Consider the following 22326-nt stretch of genomic DNA (forward strand, 5'->3'; position numbering starts at 1 on the left):
TACCTTTCTTAAAGCGACGAGTATTTCTTGCGCAGACGCTGACGAATCAGTTCTGCGAGGGTGTTCATGACGAAGGTGAACAGCAACAGCACCAGCGCCGAGAGGAACAGCACGCGGTAGTGGCTGCCGCCGACTTCCGACTCCGGCATCTCCACCGCGACGTTGGCGGCCAGGGTACGCAGGCCTTCGAACAGGTTCATTTCCATGACCGGGGTGTTGCCGGTGGCCATCAACACGATCATGGTTTCACCGACCGCACGGCCCATACCGATCATCAGCGCCGAGAAGATGCCCGGGCTGGCGGTGAGGATGACCACGCGAGTCATGGTCTGCCACGGCGTGGCACCGAGGGCCAGGGAGCCCAGAGTCAGGCCGCGAGGCACGCTGAAAACGGCATCTTCGGCGATGGAGTAAATGTTCGGAATCACCGCGAAGCCCATGGCCAGGCCGACCACCAGTGCGTTGCGCTGGTCGTAGGTGATGCCCAGGTCGTGGGAGATCCACATGCGCATGTCGCCGCCGAAGAACCAGTTCTCCATGAACGGGCTCATGTACAGCGACAGCCAGCCCACAAACAGGATCACCGGGATCAGCAGCGCACTTTCCCAGCCGTCCGGGACTCTCAGGCGGATCGACTCAGGCAGGCGGCTGAAGGTGAAACCGGCGACCAGGATGCCGATCGGCAGCAACATCAGCAGGCTGAAAATCCCCGGCAAGTGCCCTTCCACATACGGCGCGAGGAACAGACCGGCGAAGAAACCGAGAATTACCGTCGGCATCGCTTCCATCAGTTCGATCACCGGCTTGACCTTGCGGCGCATGCCCGGGGCCATGAAGTACGCGGTGTAGATCGCCGCTGCGACGGCCAGTGGAGCGGCCAGCAGCATGGCGTAGAACGCGGCTTTCAAGGTACCGAAGGTCAGCGGCGACAGGCTCAGCTTCGGTTCGAAATCGGTGTTGGCGGCGGTCGATTGCCAGACGTATTTAGGCTCGTCGTAGTTTTCGTACCAGACCTTGCTCCACAGCGCGCTCCACGACACTTCCGGGTGCGGGTTGTCCAGCAGCAACGGTTGCAGCTTGCCGCCGGCTTCGACGATCACGCGGTTAGCCCGTGGCGACAGACCGAAAAGCCCTTGGCCTTCGACCACCTGGTCGACCAGCAAGGTACGGTGCGCGGTGCTGTGAAACACGCCAAGCTTGCCGGAGGCGTCGAGAGCAAGGAAGCCCTTGCGGCGCTCTTCAGCAGTGATTTCAACGATAGGCGTGGTGCCCATCTGGAAGGTACGGATCTGCTTCAGGCGTTGCTCGCCATCCGGGTCGCGGGCCATGAACCACTGGGCCAGGCCACCTTTGGAGTCGCCGAGAATCAGCGAGATGCCACCCACCAGTTGCGTACTGGCGGTGATTTGCGCTTCGCCATCTTCCAGCAGTTTGTAGCGACCATTGAGACTCTTGTCGCGCAAGCTGAATACGTCGGCTTGGGCACGACCGTTGATCACGTACAGCCATTGCTGACGCGGGTCGACGAAGATGTTCTTCACCGGCTCGGTCATCTGCGGCAGCTCGATGCGCATCTGCTCGTTGGTGATTTCACCGGTCATCATGTTTTCTTCGCTGGTCAGCGACAAAACATTGAGTTGCGAACCGGTGGCACCGACCAGCATCAGGGTCGAATCGTTGGCGTTGAGGCTGACGTGCTCCAGGGCACCACCGGCTTCATTCAACGCGATTGGCGTTTCGCCGTACGGGTACTCGATGGCCGGCGTAATGGTTTTCTTGCCGTCCGGGTAGCTGACTTTATAGGTGTGACGGAATACCAGTGCCTGGCCGTTGGAGAAACCCACCGCCACCAGCGGTTGACCTGGCTGGTCGTCACCAATCGACGTCACAGTGGCACCCGCCGGGACCGGCAGATCGACGCGCTTGAGTTCAGCGCCACTGTCGATATCGAAGAACAGTGCCTGGCCCTTGTCGGAAACCCGCATGGCGACCTGGTTCTGCTCTTCCAGGGAAATCATCAGCGGCTTGCCGGCGTCTTGCATCCACGCCGGCGTGATGGCGTCCGTGGACGTCAGGCTGGCACCCTGGAACAGGGGCGCAACGACGTAGGCGAGGAAGAAAAAGATCAGGGTGATCGCACCGAGAACGGCAAGGCCGCCCACCAGGACGTACCAGCGGGTCAGGCGATCCTTGAGCGCGCGGATGCGGCGCTTGCGTTGCAGCTCAGGCGTATTGAAATCAATTCGCTTGGGGGGATTTGTAGTCATTGTGGAATTGGCCAGATCATTCATTCGCACACCCTAGCGATCCTGTATGACAGAAAGATGACAGTGCAGTGACGCAACAAATCCGCCACCCGGTGAAACCGGCAGCGGAGCGAGAATTTGGGGTTTGTGCAGGAGCGAGCTTGCTCGTTCCTGCACAGGTCCGGGGCGTGCCCCGGACCTAGGGTTTTACTTTTTTGCGACTTCGGTACCGCCTTCCTGCAGACCCAGGTCAGCCAGTGCTTTTGCTGCAACCTTGGCTGGCAGCGGGATGTAGCCGTCTTTCACCACGACTTCCTGGCCCTGCTTGGACAGAACCAGCTTCACGAACTCGGCTTCCAGCGGGGCCAGAGGCTTGTTCGGGGCCTTGTTGACGTATACGTACAGGAAGCGCGACAGCGGGTACTTGCCGTTCAGGGCGTTTTCTTCGGTGTCTTCGATGAACTCGCCGCCTTCTTTCTTGGACAGGGCAACGGTTTTCACGCTGGCAGTCTTGTAGCCGATACCCGAGTAACCGATACCGTTCAGCGAGGAGCTGATCGACTGCACGACCGAAGCCGAACCTGGCTGTTCGTTGACGTTTGGCTTGAAGTCGCCTTTGCACAGGGCTTCTTCCTTGAAGTAGCCGTAAGTGCCGGATACCGAGTTACGACCAAACAGTTGAAGCGGCTTGTTGGCCAGGTCACCGGTCACGCCAAGATCACCCCAGGTTTTGACGTCGGTCTTGGCGCCGCACAGGCGAGTCGAGGAGAAAATCGCGTCGACTTGAGCCATGGTCAGGCCCTTGATCGGGTTGTCCTTGTGTACGAATACAGCCAAGGCGTCCACGGCAACCGGGATAGCGGTTGGCTTGTAGCCATACTTGGTTTCGAAGGCTTGCAGCTCGTTATCCTTCATCTTGCGGCTCATCGGGCCCAGGTTAGCGGTGCCTTCGGTCAGCGCAGGTGGCGCGGTAGACGAACCGGCGGCCTGAATCTGGATGTTTACGTTCGGGTATTCTTTTTTGTAGTTCTCAGCCCAGAGGGTCATGAGGTTGGCCAGGGTATCGGAACCGACGCTGGACAGGTTGCCCGACACACCAGTGGTCTTGGTGTAGCTCGGGATAGCAGGGTCAACAGCGGCAACCGCGTTGGCAGTCGCAACGCCAGCAGCGACAAAAGTCATTGCCGCCATCAAACGCTTCAGTTTCATGCCTTACTCCTAGCAGATAGGGTGTGTTATTCGGGGCCAAGTATCAGCAGGCCGTGTGAACACTCTATGGCTGAAATATGACAATTGGATGAAAGGCCAGCATCTAACGACAGATCGTTCCCACCGCCAGGGCGTGGGAACGATCGGCGGTGGATTAACGACCCTTCTTCCAGAGATACGCCCCCACCAATATCCCGACCCCGCACAGCACCGCCACGTAATACGCCGGCCCCATCGGGCTTTCCTTGAGCAACAGGCTGACGATCATCGGCGTCAGACCACCGAAAATCGCATAGGCCACGTTATAGGAGAACGACAGGCCGCTGAAACGCACCACTGGCGGGAACGCCTTGACCATCACGTACGGTACCGCACCAATGGTGCCCACCAGTAGACCCGTCAGGGCGTACAGCGGGAACAACCAGTCGGGATGGTCGGCCAGGCTGTGATAAAAGGTCCAGGAACTGGCCAGCAAAGCCGTGCAACCAATAACGAACACGCGTCCCGCACCAAAGCGATCCGCCAGGGCACCGGCAATGATGCAGCCAATGCTCAGGAACACGATTGCCAGACTATTTGACTGTAGTGAGGTGGTTGGCGAGAAATGGTAAACCGTCTGCAGCACGGTCGGGGTCATCAGGATCAACACCACGATGGCGGCGGACAACAGCCAGGTCAGCAGCATCGAAATGGCAATCGCACCGCGATGGTCTCGCAGCACCGCACGCAAGGGCACTTCTTCGGCCAGCGCCTTGCGCTGTTGCAGTTCGGCGAACACCGGGGTTTCGTGCAGCCAGCGGCGCAGGTACACCGAGAACAGGCCAAACACGCCGCCCAACAGGAACGGGATCCGCCAGGCGTAATCCGCCACTTCAACCGGCGTGTAGAGGCTGTTGATCGCCGTGGCGACCAGAGAACCCAGGAGAATGCCCGCTGTCAGGCCACTGGTCAGTGTGCCGCAGGCATAGCCGACATGCCGCTGGGGTACGTGTTCAGAAACGAAGACCCAGGCACCCGGCACCTCGCCGCCAATCGCCGCGCCCTGGATCACCCGCATCAGCAGCAACAGGATCGGCGCCCACATGCCGATCTGCGCATAGGTCGGCAGCAGGCCCATGATCAGGGTCGGCACCGCCATCATGAAAATGCTCAGGGTGAACATCTTCTTGCGCCCCAGCAGGTCGCCGAAGTGCGCCATGACGATGCCGCCCAGTGGCCGCGCCAGGTAACCGGCGGCGAAGATACCGAAGGTCTGCATCAGGCGCAGCCACTCGGGCATGTCCGCCGGGAAGAACAGCTTGCCCACCACCGTGGCGAAGAACACGAAGATGATGAAATCGTAGAATTCCAGCGCGCCGCCCAGGGCCGACAGCGATAGCGTCTTGTAATCGTTGCGGGTCAGCGGACGTGCGGATTGGGAAGGCTGCGCGATACTCGAGGGCGCTGTGGTCATGGCAAGGGCTTCTCTTATAGTCAGGTCTGCCGCCCCAACAACGCTGGCAAGGGCTCGGGCAGGACCGGCACGATAGCAAATTGTTCGAAAAAGCACATAGAGGCGCGTTTTAGATGGTCAAAATGAGAACCCGACGGTCGTATCGGAGTCTACCGACCGATATACTCGCAACTGTGCGATAGCTAACAAGGGTTGCTGTGCGAAAACGCCTCAGGTTCATAGGCGATTTCGCAGAGTTTCCCTTTAGGCGCCTTATGGAAAACGTGACGAACGTAGTATGTTCGGGGCTGAATCGTTTTTCCTGAAGACGGCTATTCACCCGCAATACCTACGAAGAGTCACGGGTCAGAGGCACCCCCGGCATGATAGAGCTCGAACAAGAAGATCCGATCCCGCAAGGCGACCTGGCCCTGCAAATCACCGCGCTTCCTCGTGAAACCAACGGCTTTGGCGATATTTTCGGCGGCTGGCTGGTGGCGCAGATGGATTTGGCCGGTACTGCGATGGCCAGCAAAGTGGCTGGCGGTCGCGTGGCCACTGTCGCGATCGACCGCATGGCCTTCCTGGTTCCGGTCGCAGTGGGCGCTCAGCTCTCCTTTTATACCCAGGCCCTGGAGATCGGTCGCAGCTCGATCCAGATGATGGTCGAGGTCTGGAGTGACGACCCACTCTCCAGCGAATGGCGCAAAGTGACTGAAGCGGTGTTTGTGTTTGTCGCCATCGATGGCAGCGGCCGTACTCGTTCGGTCCCGCCCAGAGCCCGTTGAAACCGGCTGCGTTAAACCCGACAAGCGTTTTGCGGTCCATTGCAGTCACTGTTACTGATCGAGAGCTGTCCCATGAGTACGCCCAACGTTGAAGCCGTCAAACTGGATGAACTGAACTGCTGGCGGATCCGTCACGGTCAGGCCGAACTGCTGGTAGCCCAGCAAGGTGCGCACATCCTCAGTTATCAATTGGCTGGCCAGCCGCCGCTGATCTGGCTCAACGACGAGGCTGTCTTCAAGGCCGGCAAAAGCATCCGCGCCGGTGTGCCGGTGTGCTGGCCATGGTTCGGCAACCTGGCGCGCAACCCACAGAGCGTTCAGGCGATGCGCATCAGCAACGAACCCGCTACCGCTCATGGGCTGGTGCGGACGATGGACTGGGAACTGGGCGGCATCGAGGCCGAGGGCGAAAGCCTGAAGATCGAGTTCCTCCTGCCCTGCCCCGAAGACGGTTTGCCAGGCTGGCCGCACAAAGTCGACTTGAAGTTGAGCATTCGTCTGGATGAGCAGCTGCATATCTGCCTGACCAGTCACAACCAGGGCACCGACATCGTAACGATCAGCCAGGCGTTGCACAGCTATTTCGCAGTCAGCGACGTGCGCAATGTGCACGTCGAAGGGCTGGACGGCCTGGACTATATCGAGACACTGGACGACTGGAAAACCGTGACCCAGTCCGGTGACTTGCACTTTACCGGCGAAACCGATCGCATCTACCTCGATACGCCGAGCAGGCTGAGCATTGTCGACCCGACCTGGGAGCGGCGCATCGAGCTGACCAGTACCGGTTCGCGTTCGGCCGTCATCTGGAACCCGTGGACCGAACGCGCCGCGGCGTTCAGCGACATGGCCGACGATGGCTGGCAGCGCATGCTGTGCATCGAAACGGCGAATGTGATGGGTGATGTAGTGGCTTTGGCACCGGGCGCCAGTCATACCCTGGGCGTGAGCATCGGCAGCAAAGCGCTGTAACACCACAAAACCAATGTGGGAGCGGGCTTGCTCGCGAAGGCGGTGTGTCAGGCAACATTTATGTCAACTGACACTCCCTCTTCGCAAGCAAGCCCGCTCCCACATTTGAATGCCTACAAATCCGACTCTTGCACCACCCTCACCTTCGCCGCATCCAGCGCATAAGCCGCATCCGCCAGATCATTGCTGACCTTCTCGATCTTCAGCGTGCCGGTCACCCACAGCGGCGTGTAGATATCATCCAGCTTCAAGCCCTTGGGATAACGCACCAGCACCAGTTGATTGGGGGGCGGTGGCGGCACGTGGATGCAAGCGCCTGGGTAGGGCACCAGAAAAAACAAGGTACTGTGGCCCTTGGCGTCGGACTCCAGCGGTACCGGGTAACCGCCGATACGGATGTCCTTGTCGTTCATCGATGCCACGGTTTTGGTCGAATACATCACCGCGGGCAACCCCTTGCTCTGCTTCATGCCACCTTTTTCAGTGAAGGTGCCATTGGCTTCCGGGGAGTCGTGGTCGATTTCGGGCATGGCCTCGAGGGCTTTCTGGTCCGATTTGGGCATCAGTTCGAGCCAGTCGGTTTCCGGCAGCTCGCCGGCATGGGCAAGGCCCGAACCCAGTAAAACAAGAGTCAGCAAAAGACGGCGCATGAAAATGCTCGGTAGGGATAAGGAAATCGCCGGGCATTCTAGTCCTCCCGGGCTGCGCAGCCGAGAGGACTTTGTCGCTTGAATCAGTTCTTTTTGATCAAGCCGTAGATCACCAGCAAAATGACAGCGCCCACCAGCGCCCCGAGGAAGCCTGCACCTTCGCCTGCCTGGTAGAAGCCCAGGGCCTGGCCGCCATAAGTGGCCGCCAGTGAACCGCCAATACCGAGCAGGATGGTCATGATCCAACCCATGCTGTCATCGCCCGGTTTGAGGAACCGCGCCAGCAGGCCGACGATCAAGCCGATAAAGATGGTTCCGATGATTCCCATGGCATTTCCCTCTGATTTGGTAGTTAGCGAAAGCCTAGTCAGACTTTGGCATCCTGCCATGAGAGAACGGCGGCCCCTCAATGGTTCCGCCGCCGCCACATGAAACTGTTTTACTCGGCGATGAGCGCTTCGACCTTGAGGATCTGCGCGGCCAGCGTTTCGCGGTCTGCACAGCGCAGGTTGGCGTGGCCGACCTTGCGGCCGACCTTGAAGGCCTTGCCATAGTGATGCAGATGGCAATCGGCGATCGCCAGGACTTTTTCGGTCTCCGGCACTTTACCGATGAAGTTCAACATCGCGCTTTCGCCGACCTTGGCGGTCGAACCCAGCGGCAGGCCAGCAACCGCCCGCAGGTGGTTTTCGAACTGGCTGCACTCGGCGCCTTCGGTGGTCCAGTGCCCGGAATTGTGTACACGCGGAGCGATTTCGTTGGCTTTCAAGCCACCATCGACTTCAAAGAACTCGAACGCCATCACGCCAACATAGTTCAGCTGCTTGAGCACTCGGCTGGAATAATCCTCCGCCAGAGCTTGCAACGGATGGTCCGTGCTGGCCACGGACAGCTTGAGGATGCCGCTGTCGTGGGTGTTGTGTACCAGCGGGTAGAACCTGGTTTCGCCATCGCGAGCACGTACGGCGATCAGCGAAACTTCGCCGGTGAAAGGTACGAAACCTTCCAGCAGGCATGCCACGCTGCCCAGCTCCGCGAAAGTGCCAACCACGTCTTCAGGAGTACGCAGGACTTTCTGGCCCTTACCGTCGTAACCCAGGGTGCGGGTCTTGAGCACGGCCGGCAGACCGATGGAAGCCACGGCGGCCTCCAGATCGGCTTGCGACTGAATGTCGGCGAACGCCGGGGTTGGAATGCCAAGATCCTTGAACATGCTCTTTTCGAACCAGCGATCGCGGGCGATACGCAGGGCTTCGGCGCTCGGATAGACCGGGACGAATTGCGAGAGGAATGCCACGGTTTCGGCCGGGACGCTCTCGAACTCGAAGGTCACCAGATCGACTTCATCGGCCAGCTGGCGCAGGTGATCCTGATCGCCGTAATCGGCCCGCAGGTGTTCGCCCAACGCAGCGGCGCAAGCGTCGGGCGCCGGGTCGAGGAAAGCGAAGTTCATGCCCAGCGGAGTGCCCGCCAGCGCCAACATGCGACCCAACTGGCCGCCACCGATTACACCGATCTTCATCGTCAACAACCTCAGGCGATGCGTGGGTCTGGATTTTCCAGGACGCTGTCTGTCTGCTCAGCACGGAAGGTTTTCAGCACCGCGTGGAACTGCGGGTGCTTGGCGCCCAGGATACTCGCCGACAGCAGGGCTGCGTTGATCGCACCGGCCTTGCCGATGGCCAGGGTGGCGACCGGAATGCCTGCTGGCATCTGTACGATCGAGAGCAGCGAATCGACGCCCGAGAGCATCGCCGACTGTACTGGCACGCCCAGCACCGGCAGGTGGGTCTTGGCTGCACACATGCCAGGCAAGTGGGCTGCGCCACCGGCACCGGCGATGATCACCTCGATGCCACGCGACTCGGCTTCTTCAGCGTACTGGAACAGCAGGTCCGGGGTGCGGTGGGCAGAGACCACTTTCACCTCGTAGGGGATGCCGAGCTTTTCCAGCATATCGGCGGTGTGGCTAAGGGTGGACCAATCGGACTTGGAGCCCATGATCACGCCAACCAATGCACTCATCGTCGTGCCTCTTCTCTCTGGGCGCCCGCAGGCGCATCAAAAAACAACAAGCCACGCAAAATGCGTGGCTTGATTGTACGAATTATGGCCGGTCGTAACCGGCCGAAGGCCGCGCAGTATACCTTAATGAAGCAGATAAACAGCCCCCGAATCGACCATCTGTCATACGGCGCAAAGTCCCGGTTTTATTGACTCCCGGGTCAATGGAATACAGCACAAATCTCCTGTGGGAGCGGGCTTGCTCGCGAAAGCGATGGGTCAGTCAACATCAATGCTGCCTGACATACCGCATTCGCGAGCAAGCCCGCTCCCACATTTGAGTTTCCGCGGTCTCAGGTACTTTGGGCGGCGCCGCCTTCCAGCTTGCGCCACAGCAACCGCACATTCGCCTTGCGCACCAGCGCGCAGCGATACAGACGAATTTCCAGCGGCACATGCCATTGCGGGCCACCGCACACCACCAGTTCACCGCGCGCCAACTCGGCGCGCACGCTCAGTTGCGGTACCCAGGCAATCCCCAGCCCTTCCAGCGCCATGCTCTTGAGGCTATCGGCCATGGCGGTTTCATACACAGTGGTAAAGCGCAGCGCGCGCTGGCGCAGCAAGCCATTGACCGAACGCCCCAGGAATGCTCCCGCGCTGTAGGCCAGCAACGGCACGCTGGCCTCGCCTTCCAGATCGAACAGCGGCTTGCCCTGCTCATCCGCCGCGCACACCGGGAGCATTTCGGTGTGCCCAAGGTGCAAGGAAGGAAAGATCTCCGGGTCCATCTGCATGGCGGCATCCGGGTCGTAGAACGCCAGCATCAGGTCGCATCCGCCTTCACGCAGGGCGTGCACGGCGTCGCCGACGTTGGTTGCCACCAATCGTGTAGCGATGTTCAAGCCTTCATTGCGCAGCTGGGCGATCCAGCGCGGGAAAAAACCCAATGCCAGTGAGTGCGCCGCCGCGACTTGCATCACTTCGCCCTGCCCGCCTTCCAGATGATGCAGATGACGCAGCACTTCACCCAGCTGCTCGACCACGGTGCGCGCAGTGACCAGGAATAACTGGCCCGCCGCGGTCAGCTCAACCGGCGTGCGCGAGCGATTGACCAGGGTCAATCCCAACGCGGCTTCGAGGCTGCGGATACGACGGCTAAAGGCCGGTTGCGTCACAAAGCGGCGTTCGGCCGCCTGGGAGAAACTGCGGGTGGCGGCCAGGGCACTGAAGTCTTCCAGCCATTTACTTTCCAGATTCATCACGTCCTCCCGGACACGCACCAATTTAGGTCACACGCTCGCCGTCAACACGGCGTCACATTGGCATTATGCCGAATATGCATAGGCCAGTGTTTAACAGCATTGGCCCAAAATCCTCCACAAGCCTAGCATTTGCAGTGTTCCGGCACAGCCCGGGTCCATATTGAGATGATTTCTATCATGTCCTCCGCTGCATCATTCCGCACAGAAAAAGACCTGCTTGGCGTACTCGAAGTACCGGCTCAAGCGTATTACGGCATCCAGACCCTGCGAGCGGTGAACAATTTCCGTCTCTCCGGCGTTCCGATTTCGCATTACCCGAAGCTGGTTGTCGGCCTGGCCATGGTCAAGCAAGCTGCCGCTGACGCCAACCGCGAGCTGGGTCACCTCAGTGAAGCCAAGCACGCTGCCATCAGCGAAGCCTGTGCCCGTCTGATCCGCGGCGATTTCCACGAAGAATTCGTGGTGGACATGATTCAAGGCGGCGCTGGCACTTCAACCAACATGAATGCCAACGAAGTCATCGCCAACATCGCGCTGGAGGCCATGGGCCACCAGAAGGGCGAATACCAGTACCTGCACCCGAACAATGACGTGAACATGGCGCAGTCGACCAACGACGCCTACCCGACGGCGATTCGCCTGGGTCTGCTGCTGGGTCACGACGCACTACTGGCCAGCCTCGACAGCCTGATCCAGTCGTTCGCCGCCAAGGGTGAAGAATTCAGCCACGTCCTGAAAATGGGTCGTACCCAGCTGCAGGATGCCGTGCCGATGACTCTCGGCCAGGAATTCCGCGCTTTCGCCACTACCCTGGGCGAAGACCTGGCGCGCCTGAAAACGTTGGCACCCGAGCTGCTGACCGAAGTGAACCTGGGCGGCACCGCCATCGGCACCGGCATCAACGCCGACCCGCGTTACCAGCACCTGGCCGTTCAGCGCCTGGCCACCATCAGCGGTCACCCGCTGGTACCGGCCGCCGACCTGATCGAAGCCACTTCCGACATGGGCGCCTTCGTGCTGTTCTCCGGCATGCTCAAGCGCACCGCGGTCAAGCTGTCGAAGATCTGCAACGACCTGCGCCTGCTGTCCAGCGGCCCACGCACCGGCATCAACGAAATCAACCTGCCAGCGCGTCAGCCAGGCAGCTCGATCATGCCAGGCAAGGTCAACCCGGTTATTCCGGAAGCCGTGAACCAGGTTGCATTCCAGATCATCGGCAACGACTTGGCGCTGACCATCGCGGCCGAAGGCGGCCAGTTGCAACTGAACGTGATGGAACCGCTGATCGCCTTCAAGATCTTCGACTCGATCCGCCTGCTGCAACGCGCCATGGACATGCTGCGCGAGCATTGCATCACCGGCATCACCGCCAACGAAGAACGCTGCCGTGAACTGGTCGAGCATTCGATCGGCCTGGTTACCGCGCTGAACCCGTACATCGGCTATGAAAACGCCACCCGTATCGCCCGCATCGCCCTCGAAAGCGGCCGCGGCGTGCTGGAACTGGTGCGCGAAGAAGGTCTGCTCGACGACGCCATGCTGGCCGACATCCTGCGCCCGGAAAACATGATTGCCCCGCGCCTGGTCCCGCTTAAAGCCTGACCCGACGCGTTACCTGTAGCACCGCTCACCAGGTCGAGGGACTAGACACCTCTCACCTTTTGAGGGCTTGGAGATCAATCTCCAGGCCCTTTTTTTTACTCTGAACTTGTGGTGCTTTTGCTGGCCTCTTCGCTGGCAAGCCCGCTACTGCAAGGACAGGGTGAACACCAACCACCTGTAGGCTGGCTTGCCAGCGAAGAGGCCCTCAAGCTCCCGGAAATCCCCTTCGTTTTACCGCATGCACCACAACCGTGCAGACGGACGGCACTCTCATCGGTATAGTGCCGCCCCTCTTCGCGTGAGCGGTCGTCGGTAGCGAGACCACAACCCATGCGAAACCCGAACTAATAACAAACCCGCGATATGAAACCGGGACGAACATCGATCCACCTGTTGTGCCGCGCGCCCGCTGGTGTAACTCGATGTGTCTGTCCGGCCAGCATCTGCCCACACAAAAAACAGCGAGGAATAATCCATGCTCGAAGTCATCAACGACTTCCTCTCAGGGAAAGTACTGATCGTGCTCATTGTCGGGCTCGGTAGCTACTTCACGATCCGCTCGCGTTTCGTTCAATTGCGTCACTTCTTCCACATGTTCGCGGTGTTCCGTGACAGCCTCAAGAGCAGCGCCGGCCAACTCAGTTCGTTCCAGGCCCTGATGCTCAGCCTTGCCGGGCGTGTCGGTGCAGGCAACATCGCCGGTGTCGGTATCGCCGTGACACTTGGCGGGCCCGGTGCCGTGTTCTGGATGTGGGTCACCGCACTGGTCGGCATGTCGAGCAGCTTCTTCGAATGCTCCCTCGGCCAGCTCTACAAGCGCTGCGACAGCGAAGGCCAGTTCCGTGGCGGCCCTTCCTATTACATCCAGCACGGCCTGCAAAAGCGCTGGCTGGGGATGATCATGGCATTTCTGCTGCTGATCACCTTCGGCTTCGCCTTCAACGGCCTGCAATCCCATGCCGTGACCCACTCGCTGAACAACGCTTTCGGCCTCGACACCACCTGGACCGGTCTTGGCCTGGCCGTCCTGCTGGGCCTGGTGTTCATCGGCGGGATCAAGCGCATTGCCAAGGTCGCTGACCTGCTGGTGCCGGTGAAAACCCTGGTGTACATCGGCGTGACCATCTACGTGATCGTGCTGCAGTTCGATCAGGTGCCGGGCATGTTGATGACCATCGTCAAGAGCGCTTTCGGTCTCGACCAGGCCTTTGGCGGCCTGATCGGCAGCGCGATTATCATGGGCGTGAAGCGTGGCGTGTTCGCCAACGAAGCGGGCCTGGGCAGCGCACCGAACGTGGCTGCGGTGGCCTCGGTCGAGCACCCTGTGGCACAAGGCGTGGTCCAGGCGTTCAGCGTGTTCCTCGACACCTTCGTGATCTGCACTTGCACGGCCTTGCTGATCCTGCTCTCGGGCTTCTACACCCCGGGGTTCGAAGGCGACGGCATTGCCCTGACCCAGAACTCCCTGGCCGCCGTGGTCGGTGACTGGGGCCGGATGTTCATTTCCGTGGCGCTGGCCTTGTTCGTATTCACCTCGATCCTCTACAACTACTATCTGGGCGAGAGTAACCTGCGCTTTTTGATCGGTGAAAACCGCAAGGCGCTGATGGGCTACCGTGCGCTGGTGCTCGTGCTGATTTTCTGGGGTGCCATCGAAAACCTCGGGACCGTGTTTGCCTTTGCCGACATCACCATGACGATGCTCGCGTTCGTCAACCTGATCGCGCTGTTCCTGCTGTTCAAGGTCGGCATGCGCATCCTGCGTGACTACGATGACCAACGCGCGGCCGGGATCAAGACGCCGGTGTTCGATTCGAGCAAGTTCCCTGATCTGGACCTGGATCGCCAAGCCTGGCCAGCCAATCCGCCAGCCGCCATGACCAAGGCTCAAACCGAGCCGCAAGGCGTGCCCGCAGCGCAACGCTGATCGGTTAAAGTGCAAAATCCCTTGTAGGAGCGAGCTTGCTGGCGAATGCGGACTGACATTCGATACGGATGTCGACTGACACACCGCCATCGCGAGCAAGCGCGCTCCCACAGGACGTCATTGTTCTCGGAGCCCTCCATGAATTCCTCGACCTACCCTGCCGCCCAGCACGTCATGGTGCTCTACACCGGCGGCACCATCGGCATGCAAGCCAGTGCCAACGGCCTGGCGCCGGCATCCGGTTTCGAAGCGCGCATGCGCGAGTACCTGAACAGCCAGCCTGATCTCGTGGTACCGCAATGGCGCTTTCGCGAAATGTCGCCGCTGATCGACAGCGCCAACATGACTCCGGCGTATTGGCAGCAATTGCGTGAAGCGGTGGTCGACGCCGTGGACGTGCAAGGTTGCGACAGCGTGCTGATCCTGCACGGCACCGACACCCTCGCCTACAGCGCCGCCGCCATGAGTTTTCAATTGCTCGGCCTGCACGCTCGCGTGTGCTTCACTGGCTCGATGCTGCCGGCCGGCGTGACCGACAGCGATGCCTGGGAAAACCTCGGCGGCGCGCTGGTGGCTTTGGGCCAAGGCCTGGCGCCAGGCGTGCACCTGTACTTCCATGGCGAAGTGCTGGACCCGACCCGTTGCGCCAAAGTGCGCAGTTTCGGCCGGCATCCGTTCAAGCGCCTGGAACGTCAGGGTGGTGGTGCGAAAGCAACCTCGCTGCCAGCGCAACTGAACTACAAGCAGAACAAAGTACTGGCGAAAGTCGCTGTGTTGCCGTTGTTCCCCGGCATCAGCGCCGAGTTGTTGGACGGAGTGGTCGACAGCGGTATTCAAGGCCTGGTGCTGGAGTGCTACGGCAGCGGTACCGGTCCGAGCGACAACCCGATGTTCCTCGTCAGCCTGGAACGGGCGCGGGAAAAAGGTGTTGTGTTGGTTGCGGTCACGCAGTGCCACGAAGGCGGTGTCGAGCTGGACGTGTACGAGGCCGGCAGTCGCTTGCGGGGCGTGGGCGTGTTGTCCGGCGGCGGCATGACCCGTGAGGCGGCTTTCGGCAAGTTGCATGCACTGCTGGGTGCGGGGCTTGAGACAGCTGAGGTTCGGCGGCTGCTTGAACTGGACCTTTGTGGAGAGCTGGCCTAACCCGCCAGCCGGCGCTTCATAGCGTCATGGTCTTCCGCCAGGCACGCCAAGGGCCTGGCGAGAAACCTCTTCGTCAACTTGCGACCTGGGCTTGCAGCAGGCCCGCCAATACCTCGGCCTCAACCGGCCGGCTGATTAGATAGCCCTGCACTTCATCACAGCGTTCAGTTTTCAAAAACTCCAGCTGCTCTGGCCGCTCCACGCCTTCAGCCACCACTTTCAGTTTCAAGCCGTGCGCCATGGCAATGATCGCCCGGGTGATCGCCGCGTCGGGTGTGCCCTCTCCCAGGCCGCGAATAAACGCCTGATCGATCTTCACGTAATCCACCGGGATGCGCTTGAGGTAGCTCAGGGACGAATAGCCGGTGCCGAAATCGTCGATCGCCAGCTTGACCCCCAAATCACGCAGTTGCCGGAACGTGGCGATAATGTGCTCGACGCTGTCGAGCAATTGGCTTTCAGTCAGTTCCAGCTCCAGGTATTGCGGCGCCAGTCCGGTTTCTTCCAGGACCTGGCGCACCAGGCTGACCAACTTGCCTTGGCGCAATTGATGCACCGACAGATTGACCGACACCCGAATCGCCTCCAACCCCAGACGCTGCCATTCGCAGGCTTGCCAGCAGGCCTGGCGCAGGACGAACTCGCCGATCGGGCCGATCAGCCCGGTCTCCTCCGCCAGACCGATGAAATCTCCCGGTGGCACACGCCCCATGGTCGGGTGGTCCCAGCGCACCAAGGCCTCGGCGGCATTGAGCTTGCCCGTGGCGAGGCACAGTTTCGGTTGGTAAAACACCTTCAGCTGCTTGTCTTCGACCGCTTTACGCAGATGATTTTCCAGCTGCAAGCGCTCCAGGGTGCTGGTTTGCAAGCTATCGGTGTAGAACTGGAAATTGTTACCGCCCAAATGCTTGGCGTGCTGCATGGCCATGTTCGCCTGATTGACCAATGCGGAGATTTCCCGGGCGTTGTCCGGCAACAGGCTGATGCCCATGGAGGCACTGACCACCAGTTCATGACCCTCGACGGTCACCGGCAAGCGCAATTTGGCCGCCAGGCGCGTCGCCACCCGCGCCAGGCTGGAGAGGTTGCCGTAGGCATTGAACAGCACGGCGAACTCATCGCCGGACAAGCGCGCGATGGTGTCTGCCTCAGGTAATGCATTGACCAGGCGCCGGGCCATTTTCCGCAACAGCTGATCGGCCACTTCGTGGCCCAGGCTGTCGTTGAGCTGCTTGAAGCGATCCAGATTGATATGCAGCAGCGCCAGGCTGCGATAACCGCCCTGACGCACCCGCTGATGCGCCTCGCCAAGCCGTTCGCGGAACATCGAGCGATTGGCCAGGCCCGTGAGTTCGTCGTGATGGGTCAGGTAGCGCATGCGCTCTTCGGATTCTCGCCGGGCCGAGAGATCCGAGAAAAAACCGACTATATGACTGACATTTCCCCGGAGATCGCGTACTGCATTCAATTGCAGCCATTGCGGATACATCTCGCCGTTCTTGCGGGTTTCCACCAGCTCACCCTGCCAGCTGCCATGCTGTTCGAGCGCTTGATGGATCGCACCGTAATGCCGGCGCGCGTCGCGGCTGCAGGGCAACTCCACCACGTTGCGCCCGAGCATCTCCTCGATTTCGTAGCCAGTGACCCGGCTGAAAGCTTGATTGACCGCAATCAAGGCATAACCCGGATCGAAAATCACGATCCCTTCGCTGGCGGCCTCGAAAACAGTCGCGGCCAACTGCCGTTGTTCCTCCTGGGCCTTGCTGGCACTGATATCGCGCCGCGTACCTACCATGCGAATCACCCGGCCGTTGTCGGCGCGTTCGACCGCCCGCCCGCGGTCCTCGATCCACACCCAGTGGCCATTACCATGCCGCACGCGGTACTCGATCTGGTAATCCTCGGTGCGGCCCTTCAAATGCTCAACCAACGCCCTTTTCAGTGCAGGCAGATCGTCGGGGTGCAGGCGGGGTTTAAGGTGGCGCAAGATGGCGGTCACCTGCTCCGGCTCCAGGCCAAACAGTTCCTGGATCTGCGTGTGATGGACTTCGTCGGTTTGCAGGTTCCAGTCCCACAGTCCCAGTTCGCTGGCCTTCAATGCCAGCGCCAGGCGCGCCTCGCTCTTGCTCAGCGCCTGGTTGGCCGCGTCCAGTTCCAGGCTGCGCTGGGCGACACGACTTTCCAGGTCGACCTGGATTTCACGCAATTCGTCTTCGGCACGCCGACGCTGATCGATTTCCCGGGTCAGCTCCTGATTGAGCTGGTCGCTGCAGTTCTGCACTTGCTGCAGATGTTCGATCAGCGCCTGATTCTGAAAGCGTCGCAGCAGGCCGCGATCGATCAGTCGATTCACTTGCCAGGCGACCACACTCAAAGCGCCCAGCAAAATCAGGCCGAACCAGCCCCAACCGTGCCCCTGCTCTTCCCCACCCCAGAACATATAGGCAATGGCCGGCAGCAGGCAGGGCAAGGTGAAAGACAGGAACGCCGGCAAACTCACTGCGTAGGCCACACTGGCCGAAAGCGCCGCGGCACCGATCAGGCCGAAGACCCACGCTTGTTGAATGAAGTTATCGGCGGGAACCAAGGCAATACCGGCACCGGCCAGGGTCAGGCCAGTGAGCCCCGAGCCCAGTAGAAACATGCGCCGCCAGATCGGATGCGCCTGGCGGTTGGGAATCGCCGAATCGAAGGCCGCCACCTGGATCACTCGCAATGCCACCAGCGACAGCAACCACACCAGCCAGACACTGACCAGGAAGTAACGCTGCGGACTCCAGAGCAAACCGGCGCACACCAGGCCATTGATCAACATGAACAGCGTGGGCAACAAGGAACCTTGATACAACAGACGCGTGCGCTCGACCGCCATTTCCATGGCGTATCGTTTACGAATAACCCGGGGTTCCACGGAAGGGCCCGACAGGTCGAAGCTGAGGGTCATAGGCAGTGTTCTTGTTCTTATAATGATGAGCATGAGCCCGAAACGTCGACGGAGCATACACAACGCAAAGCGTGGACCAAACCGCTACCGATCAAAAAACAGACAAAATTTGCCCGCCGCCAGGCATGGCAGGATGCCTTCAGACAGGGCCGGACAACGCTTGCAGCCGATGACTGACCGGTCGTCCATGGGTAACTTTCATCGGCTAAAGCAAAGCGGGGTTTGCCCGGGGTGACGCAGCCCCCTAGAATGCCCCGATGCGCGATGATCTCTCCCTTCTGCTGAACTCCCTCAACGATGCCCAACGCCAGGCCGTAGCTGCCCCCGTGGGTCGTCAGTTGGTCCTGGCCGGTGCTGGTTCCGGTAAAACCCGAGTGCTGGTGCACCGTATCGCCTGGTTGATCCAGGTCGAAAACGCCTCGCCCCACTCCATCCTGTCGGTGACCTTCACCAACAAGGCTGCGGCCGAGATGCGCCATCGCATCGAGCAGTTGATGGGTATCAACCCGGCCGGCATGTGGGTCGGCACCTTCCACGGCCTGGCGCACCGCTTGCTGCGGGCGCACTGGCAGGAAGCAGGCTTGAGCCAGACCTTCCAGATTCTCGATAGCGACGACCAGCAACGCCTGGTCAAGCGGGTGATCCGCGAGCTCGGCCTGGACGAACAACGCTGGCCCGCCCGCCAGGCCCAATGGTTCATCAACGGGCAGAAAGACGAAGGCCTGCGCCCTCAGCACATTCAAGCCAGCGGCGATCTGTTCCTGGCGACCATGCGCAGCATCTATGAGGCCTACGAGGCGGCCTGCCTGCGCGCCGGCGTGATCGACTTCTCCGAATTGCTGCTGCGCGCGCTTGACCTGTGGCGCGATCACCCCGGCCTGCTGGCGCACTATCAGAAGCGCTTCCGGCACATCCTGGTGGACGAGTTCCAAGACACCAACGCCGTGCAGTACGCCTGGTTGCGCCTGCTGGCCAAAGGTGGCGACAGCCTGATGGTGGTCGGCGACGACGACCAGTCGATCTATGGCTGGCGTGGCGCGAAAATCGAGAACATCTACCAGTACTCCGAAGATTTCCCGGACGCCGAAACCATCCGCCTGGAACAGAACTATCGCTCCACCGCTGGCATCCTCAAGGCCGCCAACGCCTTGATCGCCAACAACACAGGGCGCCTGGGCAAAGAGCTGTGGACCGACGGTGGCGACGGCGAAGCTATCAACCTGTACGCCGCGTTCAACGAACACGACGAAGCCCGCTACGTTGTCGAAACCATCGAAAGTGCGCTGAAAACTGGCTTGGCTCGCAGCGATATCGCGATTTTGTACCGCTCCAACGCCCAATCGCGCGTGTTGGAAGAAGCCTTGCTGCGCGAGCGCATTCCCTACCGCATCTACGGCGGCCAACGCTTCTTCGAACGCGCTGAAATCAAGAACGCCATGGCTTATCTGCGCTTGCTCGAAGGCCGTGGCAACGATGCCGCGCTGGAACGGGTGATCAACGTGCCGGCCCGGGGCATCGGCGAGAAAACCGTCGAGGCGATCCGCGACCATGCCCGGCACAGCGATGTGTCGATGTGGGAAGCGATGCGTCAGCTGGTGGCCAACAAAGGCGTTACCGGCCGCGCAGCCAGCGCATTGGGCGCGTTTGTCGAGTTGATCGAGAACCTCGCCGCCAAGTGCATGGAAATGCCGTTGCACCTGATGACCCAGACCGTCATCGAGCAGTCGGGGCTGATCGCCTACCACGAAGCGGAAAAAGGCGAGAAAGGCCAGGCTCGGGTAGAAAACCTTGAGGAACTGGTCAGCGCCGCGCGCAACTTTGAAAACAGCGAAGAGGACGAGGACCTGACGCCGCTGGCGGCCTTCCTCGGTCACGCGTCGCTGGAAGCCGGCGATACCCAGGCCGACGAACACGAAGACAGCATTCAGCTGATGACCCTGCACAGCGCCAAGGGCCTGGAATTCCCCTATGTGTTCCTGGTGGGCATGGAAGAAGGCCTGTTCCCGCACAAGATGAGCCTGGAAGAGCCAGGCCGTCTTGAGGAAGAGCGTCGCCTGGCCTATGTCGGCATCACTCGGGCCATGCAAAACCTGGTGATGACGTATGCTGAAACCCGACGCTTGTATGGCAGCGAGACCTACAACAAGGTCTCGCGATTCGTACGCGAAGTGCCCAAGGGCCTGATTCAGGAAGTGCGGCTGTCCAACAGCGTCAGCCGTCCGTTCGGCGGCAACCAGTCGATGAGCGGCAGCAACCTGTTCAGCGGCAGCGAGATTCCGCAGACCGGCTTCAGCCTGGGCCAGACGGTGCGCCACTCGATCTTCGGTGACGGCGTGATCCTGAACTTCGAAGGCGCCGGCGCGCAGGCGCGGGTCCAGGTGAATTTCAGCGAAGGCAGCAAGTGGTTGATGCTGGGCTACGCCAAGCTGGAAGCGATCTGACGGCTGGAAAATCGCAAGCTTCGCCAGCGCCTAAACTGTAGGGACTGGCGAAGCCTGCGATCCTTTACACGGCCACGCTGGACCCAAATACATCCTTTCCTACAGAACTTATCTACTTCTCCTACAGACCAAAGTTAACAGGCCCTATTGCGCTGACTGAAGCTGAATGAAACCTGTCAGGCAAAAGCCGGAAACACTCTGCCGCTAGCCAGTAACACTTCAGCTGTGCAACATGGCGCGCGTGCCTTCCACAAATGGGAATTCCCTTTATGAAACGTTTTCTTAGCATCGCCATGGCGTTGTGCATCGGCCTGACGATGAGCCTCGACGCCAATGCCGCCAAGCGCTTTGGTGGTGGCAAAAGCGCAGGCGCTGCGCCGACACATCAAACCAGCCAGATGGCTCCTTCTTCTCCAGGCATGGGCGGCGCCGCAGCGACCGCTGGTGCAGCCGGTGCCGCTGGCGCCGCAGCGAAGGCCGGTGGCGCTTCGCGCTGGCTCGGCCCTCTGGCCGGCATCGCCGCCGGTGGCCTGCTGGCGTCCATGTTCATGGGCGACGGCTTCCAGGGCATGCAGATCTTCGACATCCTGATCATGGCCGTCATCGCGTTCCTGGTCTTCCGTTTCATCGCCGCCCGTCGTCGCAAGCAGCAGGAGCACATGGCTCCGGCAGGCTACGCACCACCTATGCAGCGTGAAGCATTCGAACAGAAGCCTGCTGGCGGTTCGATCTTCGGCGGTTCGGCTGCACCGGTTACCGCTCGTCCGGTCATCAACGCACCGGCCTGGTTCAATGAAAAGAACTTCATTGAAGCGGCCCGTAACCACTTCCAGTCCCTGCAACAGCACTGGGACGCCAACGAAATGGACAAGATCGCCGAGTTCGTGACCCCGCAGATGCTGGAGTTCCTCAAGCGCGAACGCGCCGACCTGGGTGATGGCTTCCAGGCCACCTACATCGATAACCTCGTTGTGCAACTGGACGGTGTGGATGATCGCGCCGACAAGACCATCGCCACCCTGACCTTCAGTGGCGTGTCGAAAACCTCGCGTTTCGACCAGGGCGAAGTGTTCAGCGAAAGCTGGAACATGGAACGTGCACAGGGCGAGAACCAGCCTTGGCTGGTGGCCGGTATCCGCCAGAACGGCTGATCACCCTCCACGCTTCACTTGCTGTAATAAAAAACCCCAGCCTCGGCTGGGGTTTTCTATTTCGCGGTTGCATCTATAGCGAGCTACTGTATAAACCGCCCCATATAAACCGCGCCATACAAGCAAGAGGATCCCGGACGTGGAAGAAATCATCGAACAACTGCGTGAAGCCAACGAGCCGGTACCGGTCCCCTTGGAGTTGCCCGACGAAGACCTGCTGGTCGAGATCGAAGAACAACTGTTCATCGATATTCCATTCGTCTTCAGGGAGTTCCTGCTGACCGTCAGCGACGTGGTCTATGGCAGCCTGGAGCCGGTCACCGTCACTGACCCGCAATCCCACACCTACCTGCCGGACGTTGCCGCCAACGCCTGGGATGCAGGCGTAGATCGCAGCCTGATTCCAATCTGCCAGGACGGCGACGACTACTACTGCGTCGAAGAAGACGGCACCGTCGTGCTCTGGCAGGCCGAAGAAGAACTGATCGCCGAAGAAACCTGGGAGTCGGTATGGCACTGGGCGCGGGACGTCTGGCTGGAAAGCTGAGCCTG

At 60.4% G+C, this 22326-nt stretch carries 17 protein-coding genes; 8 read left to right on the forward strand and 9 right to left on the reverse strand.

All coding sequences use genetic code 11. From position 1 onward, the window contains the following. Window positions 1-8 precede the first annotated feature (8 nt). From BKX96_RS17630 to BKX96_RS17640, 3 genes are all read right to left on the reverse strand, one after another. The gene (locus tag BKX96_RS17630; protein ID WP_178134194.1) at window positions 9-2042 is read right to left on the reverse strand and encodes an ABC transporter permease subunit; all 2034 of its coding nucleotides are present in this window, start codon (window positions 2040-2042) and stop codon (window positions 9-11) included. Between the two features lie 411 nt (window positions 2043-2453). Further along, window positions 2454-3455 carry a phosphate ABC transporter substrate-binding protein PstS gene (locus tag BKX96_RS17635; RefSeq protein WP_046818573.1) on the reverse strand — a complete coding sequence of 334 codons (1002 nt, stop codon included), beginning with the start codon at window positions 3453-3455 and terminating at the stop codon, window positions 2454-2456. Between the two features lie 154 nt (window positions 3456-3609). Beyond that, window positions 3610-4908, reverse strand: a complete 1299-nt coding sequence (locus tag BKX96_RS17640; protein WP_046818574.1) for an MFS transporter — start codon at window positions 4906-4908, stop codon at window positions 3610-3612. Between the two features lie 362 nt (window positions 4909-5270). On the opposite strand from BKX96_RS17640, the gene BKX96_RS17645 reads away from it, so the two are divergent. Together BKX96_RS17645 and BKX96_RS17650 are read left to right on the forward strand one after the other, a co-directional pair. Beyond that, window positions 5271-5675, forward strand: coding sequence for an acyl-CoA thioesterase (locus tag BKX96_RS17645; RefSeq protein ID WP_007896491.1), 405 nt, complete (start codon window positions 5271-5273; stop codon window positions 5673-5675). Between the two features lie 72 nt (window positions 5676-5747). Beyond that, window positions 5748-6647: a D-hexose-6-phosphate mutarotase gene (locus tag BKX96_RS17650; protein ID WP_046818575.1), complete on the forward strand. Its 900-nt coding sequence runs from the start codon at window positions 5748-5750 to the stop codon at window positions 6645-6647. A gap of 113 nt (window positions 6648-6760) precedes the next feature. Here the strand turns inward: BKX96_RS17650 and BKX96_RS17655 are convergent, their stop codons facing one another. The 5 genes from BKX96_RS17655 to BKX96_RS17675 form a co-directional block, all read right to left on the reverse strand. Then, a complete protein-coding gene (locus BKX96_RS17655; RefSeq protein ID WP_077185004.1) occupies window positions 6761-7297 on the reverse strand; it encodes a DUF3299 domain-containing protein in 537 nt (178 codons plus the stop codon). An 83-nt stretch (window positions 7298-7380) separates the two neighbouring features. Continuing rightward, window positions 7381-7626 carry a GlsB/YeaQ/YmgE family stress response membrane protein gene (locus tag BKX96_RS17660; RefSeq protein ID WP_045057799.1) on the reverse strand — a complete coding sequence of 82 codons (246 nt, stop codon included), beginning with the start codon at window positions 7624-7626 and terminating at the stop codon, window positions 7381-7383. Between the two features lie 110 nt (window positions 7627-7736). Then, window positions 7737-8819, reverse strand: a complete 1083-nt coding sequence (locus tag BKX96_RS17665) for a 5-(carboxyamino)imidazole ribonucleotide synthase (RefSeq protein WP_077185007.1) — start codon at window positions 8817-8819, stop codon at window positions 7737-7739. 11 nt (window positions 8820-8830) lie between these two features. Further along, window positions 8831-9322, reverse strand: coding sequence for a 5-(carboxyamino)imidazole ribonucleotide mutase (purE, locus tag BKX96_RS17670; protein WP_046818578.1), 492 nt, complete (start codon window positions 9320-9322; stop codon window positions 8831-8833). 332 nt (window positions 9323-9654) lie between these two features. Continuing rightward, the gene (locus BKX96_RS17675) at window positions 9655-10563 is read right to left on the reverse strand and encodes a LysR substrate-binding domain-containing protein (protein WP_046818579.1); all 909 of its coding nucleotides are present in this window, start codon (window positions 10561-10563) and stop codon (window positions 9655-9657) included. 180 nt (window positions 10564-10743) lie between these two features. On the opposite strand from BKX96_RS17675, the gene aspA reads away from it, so the two are divergent. The 3 genes from aspA to BKX96_RS17690 all read left to right on the forward strand — a co-directional run bounded on the left by aspA (window position 10744) and on the right by BKX96_RS17690 (window position 15238). After that, entirely contained in the window at window positions 10744-12168 is a 1425-nt protein-coding gene (aspA, locus tag BKX96_RS17680) for an aspartate ammonia-lyase (protein WP_020797941.1), read from the forward strand. Between the two features lie 475 nt (window positions 12169-12643). Then, window positions 12644-14095, forward strand: a complete 1452-nt coding sequence (locus BKX96_RS17685) for an alanine/glycine:cation symporter family protein (protein ID WP_046818580.1) — start codon at window positions 12644-12646, stop codon at window positions 14093-14095. Window positions 14096-14233: 138 nt separating this feature from the next. Beyond that, window positions 14234-15238 (forward strand): asparaginase, encoded by a 1005-nt coding sequence (locus BKX96_RS17690; protein WP_077185010.1) that lies wholly within the window; start codon window positions 14234-14236, stop codon window positions 15236-15238. 73 nt (window positions 15239-15311) lie between these two features. Here BKX96_RS17690 and BKX96_RS17695 read toward each other — a convergent pair whose 3' ends face one another. Then, complete coding sequence (locus BKX96_RS17695; RefSeq protein ID WP_046818582.1) at window positions 15312-18182, reverse strand: EAL domain-containing protein; 2871 nt, start codon at window positions 18180-18182, stop codon at window positions 15312-15314. 257 nt (window positions 18183-18439) lie between these two features. On the opposite strand from BKX96_RS17695, the gene uvrD reads away from it, so the two are divergent. The 3 genes from uvrD to BKX96_RS17710 all read left to right on the forward strand — a co-directional run bounded on the left by uvrD (window position 18440) and on the right by BKX96_RS17710 (window position 22321). Continuing rightward, on the forward strand, window positions 18440-20623 hold the full coding sequence (gene uvrD, locus BKX96_RS17700; protein ID WP_046818583.1) for a DNA helicase II: 2184 nt from the start codon (window positions 18440-18442) through the stop codon (window positions 20621-20623). A gap of 269 nt (window positions 20624-20892) precedes the next feature. Then, window positions 20893-21774, forward strand: a complete 882-nt coding sequence (locus tag BKX96_RS17705) for a Tim44 domain-containing protein (protein WP_046818584.1) — start codon at window positions 20893-20895, stop codon at window positions 21772-21774. Window positions 21775-21913: 139 nt separating this feature from the next. After that, entirely contained in the window at window positions 21914-22321 is a 408-nt protein-coding gene (locus BKX96_RS17710) for an SMI1/KNR4 family protein (RefSeq protein WP_003187120.1), read from the forward strand. Window positions 22322-22326: the final 5 nt, after the last annotated feature.

The sequence above is a fragment of the Pseudomonas putida genome (genome assembly GCF_001976065.1).
In the GTDB taxonomy this organism is placed as follows: Bacteria; Pseudomonadota; Gammaproteobacteria; order Pseudomonadales; family Pseudomonadaceae; genus Aquipseudomonas; species Aquipseudomonas serbica.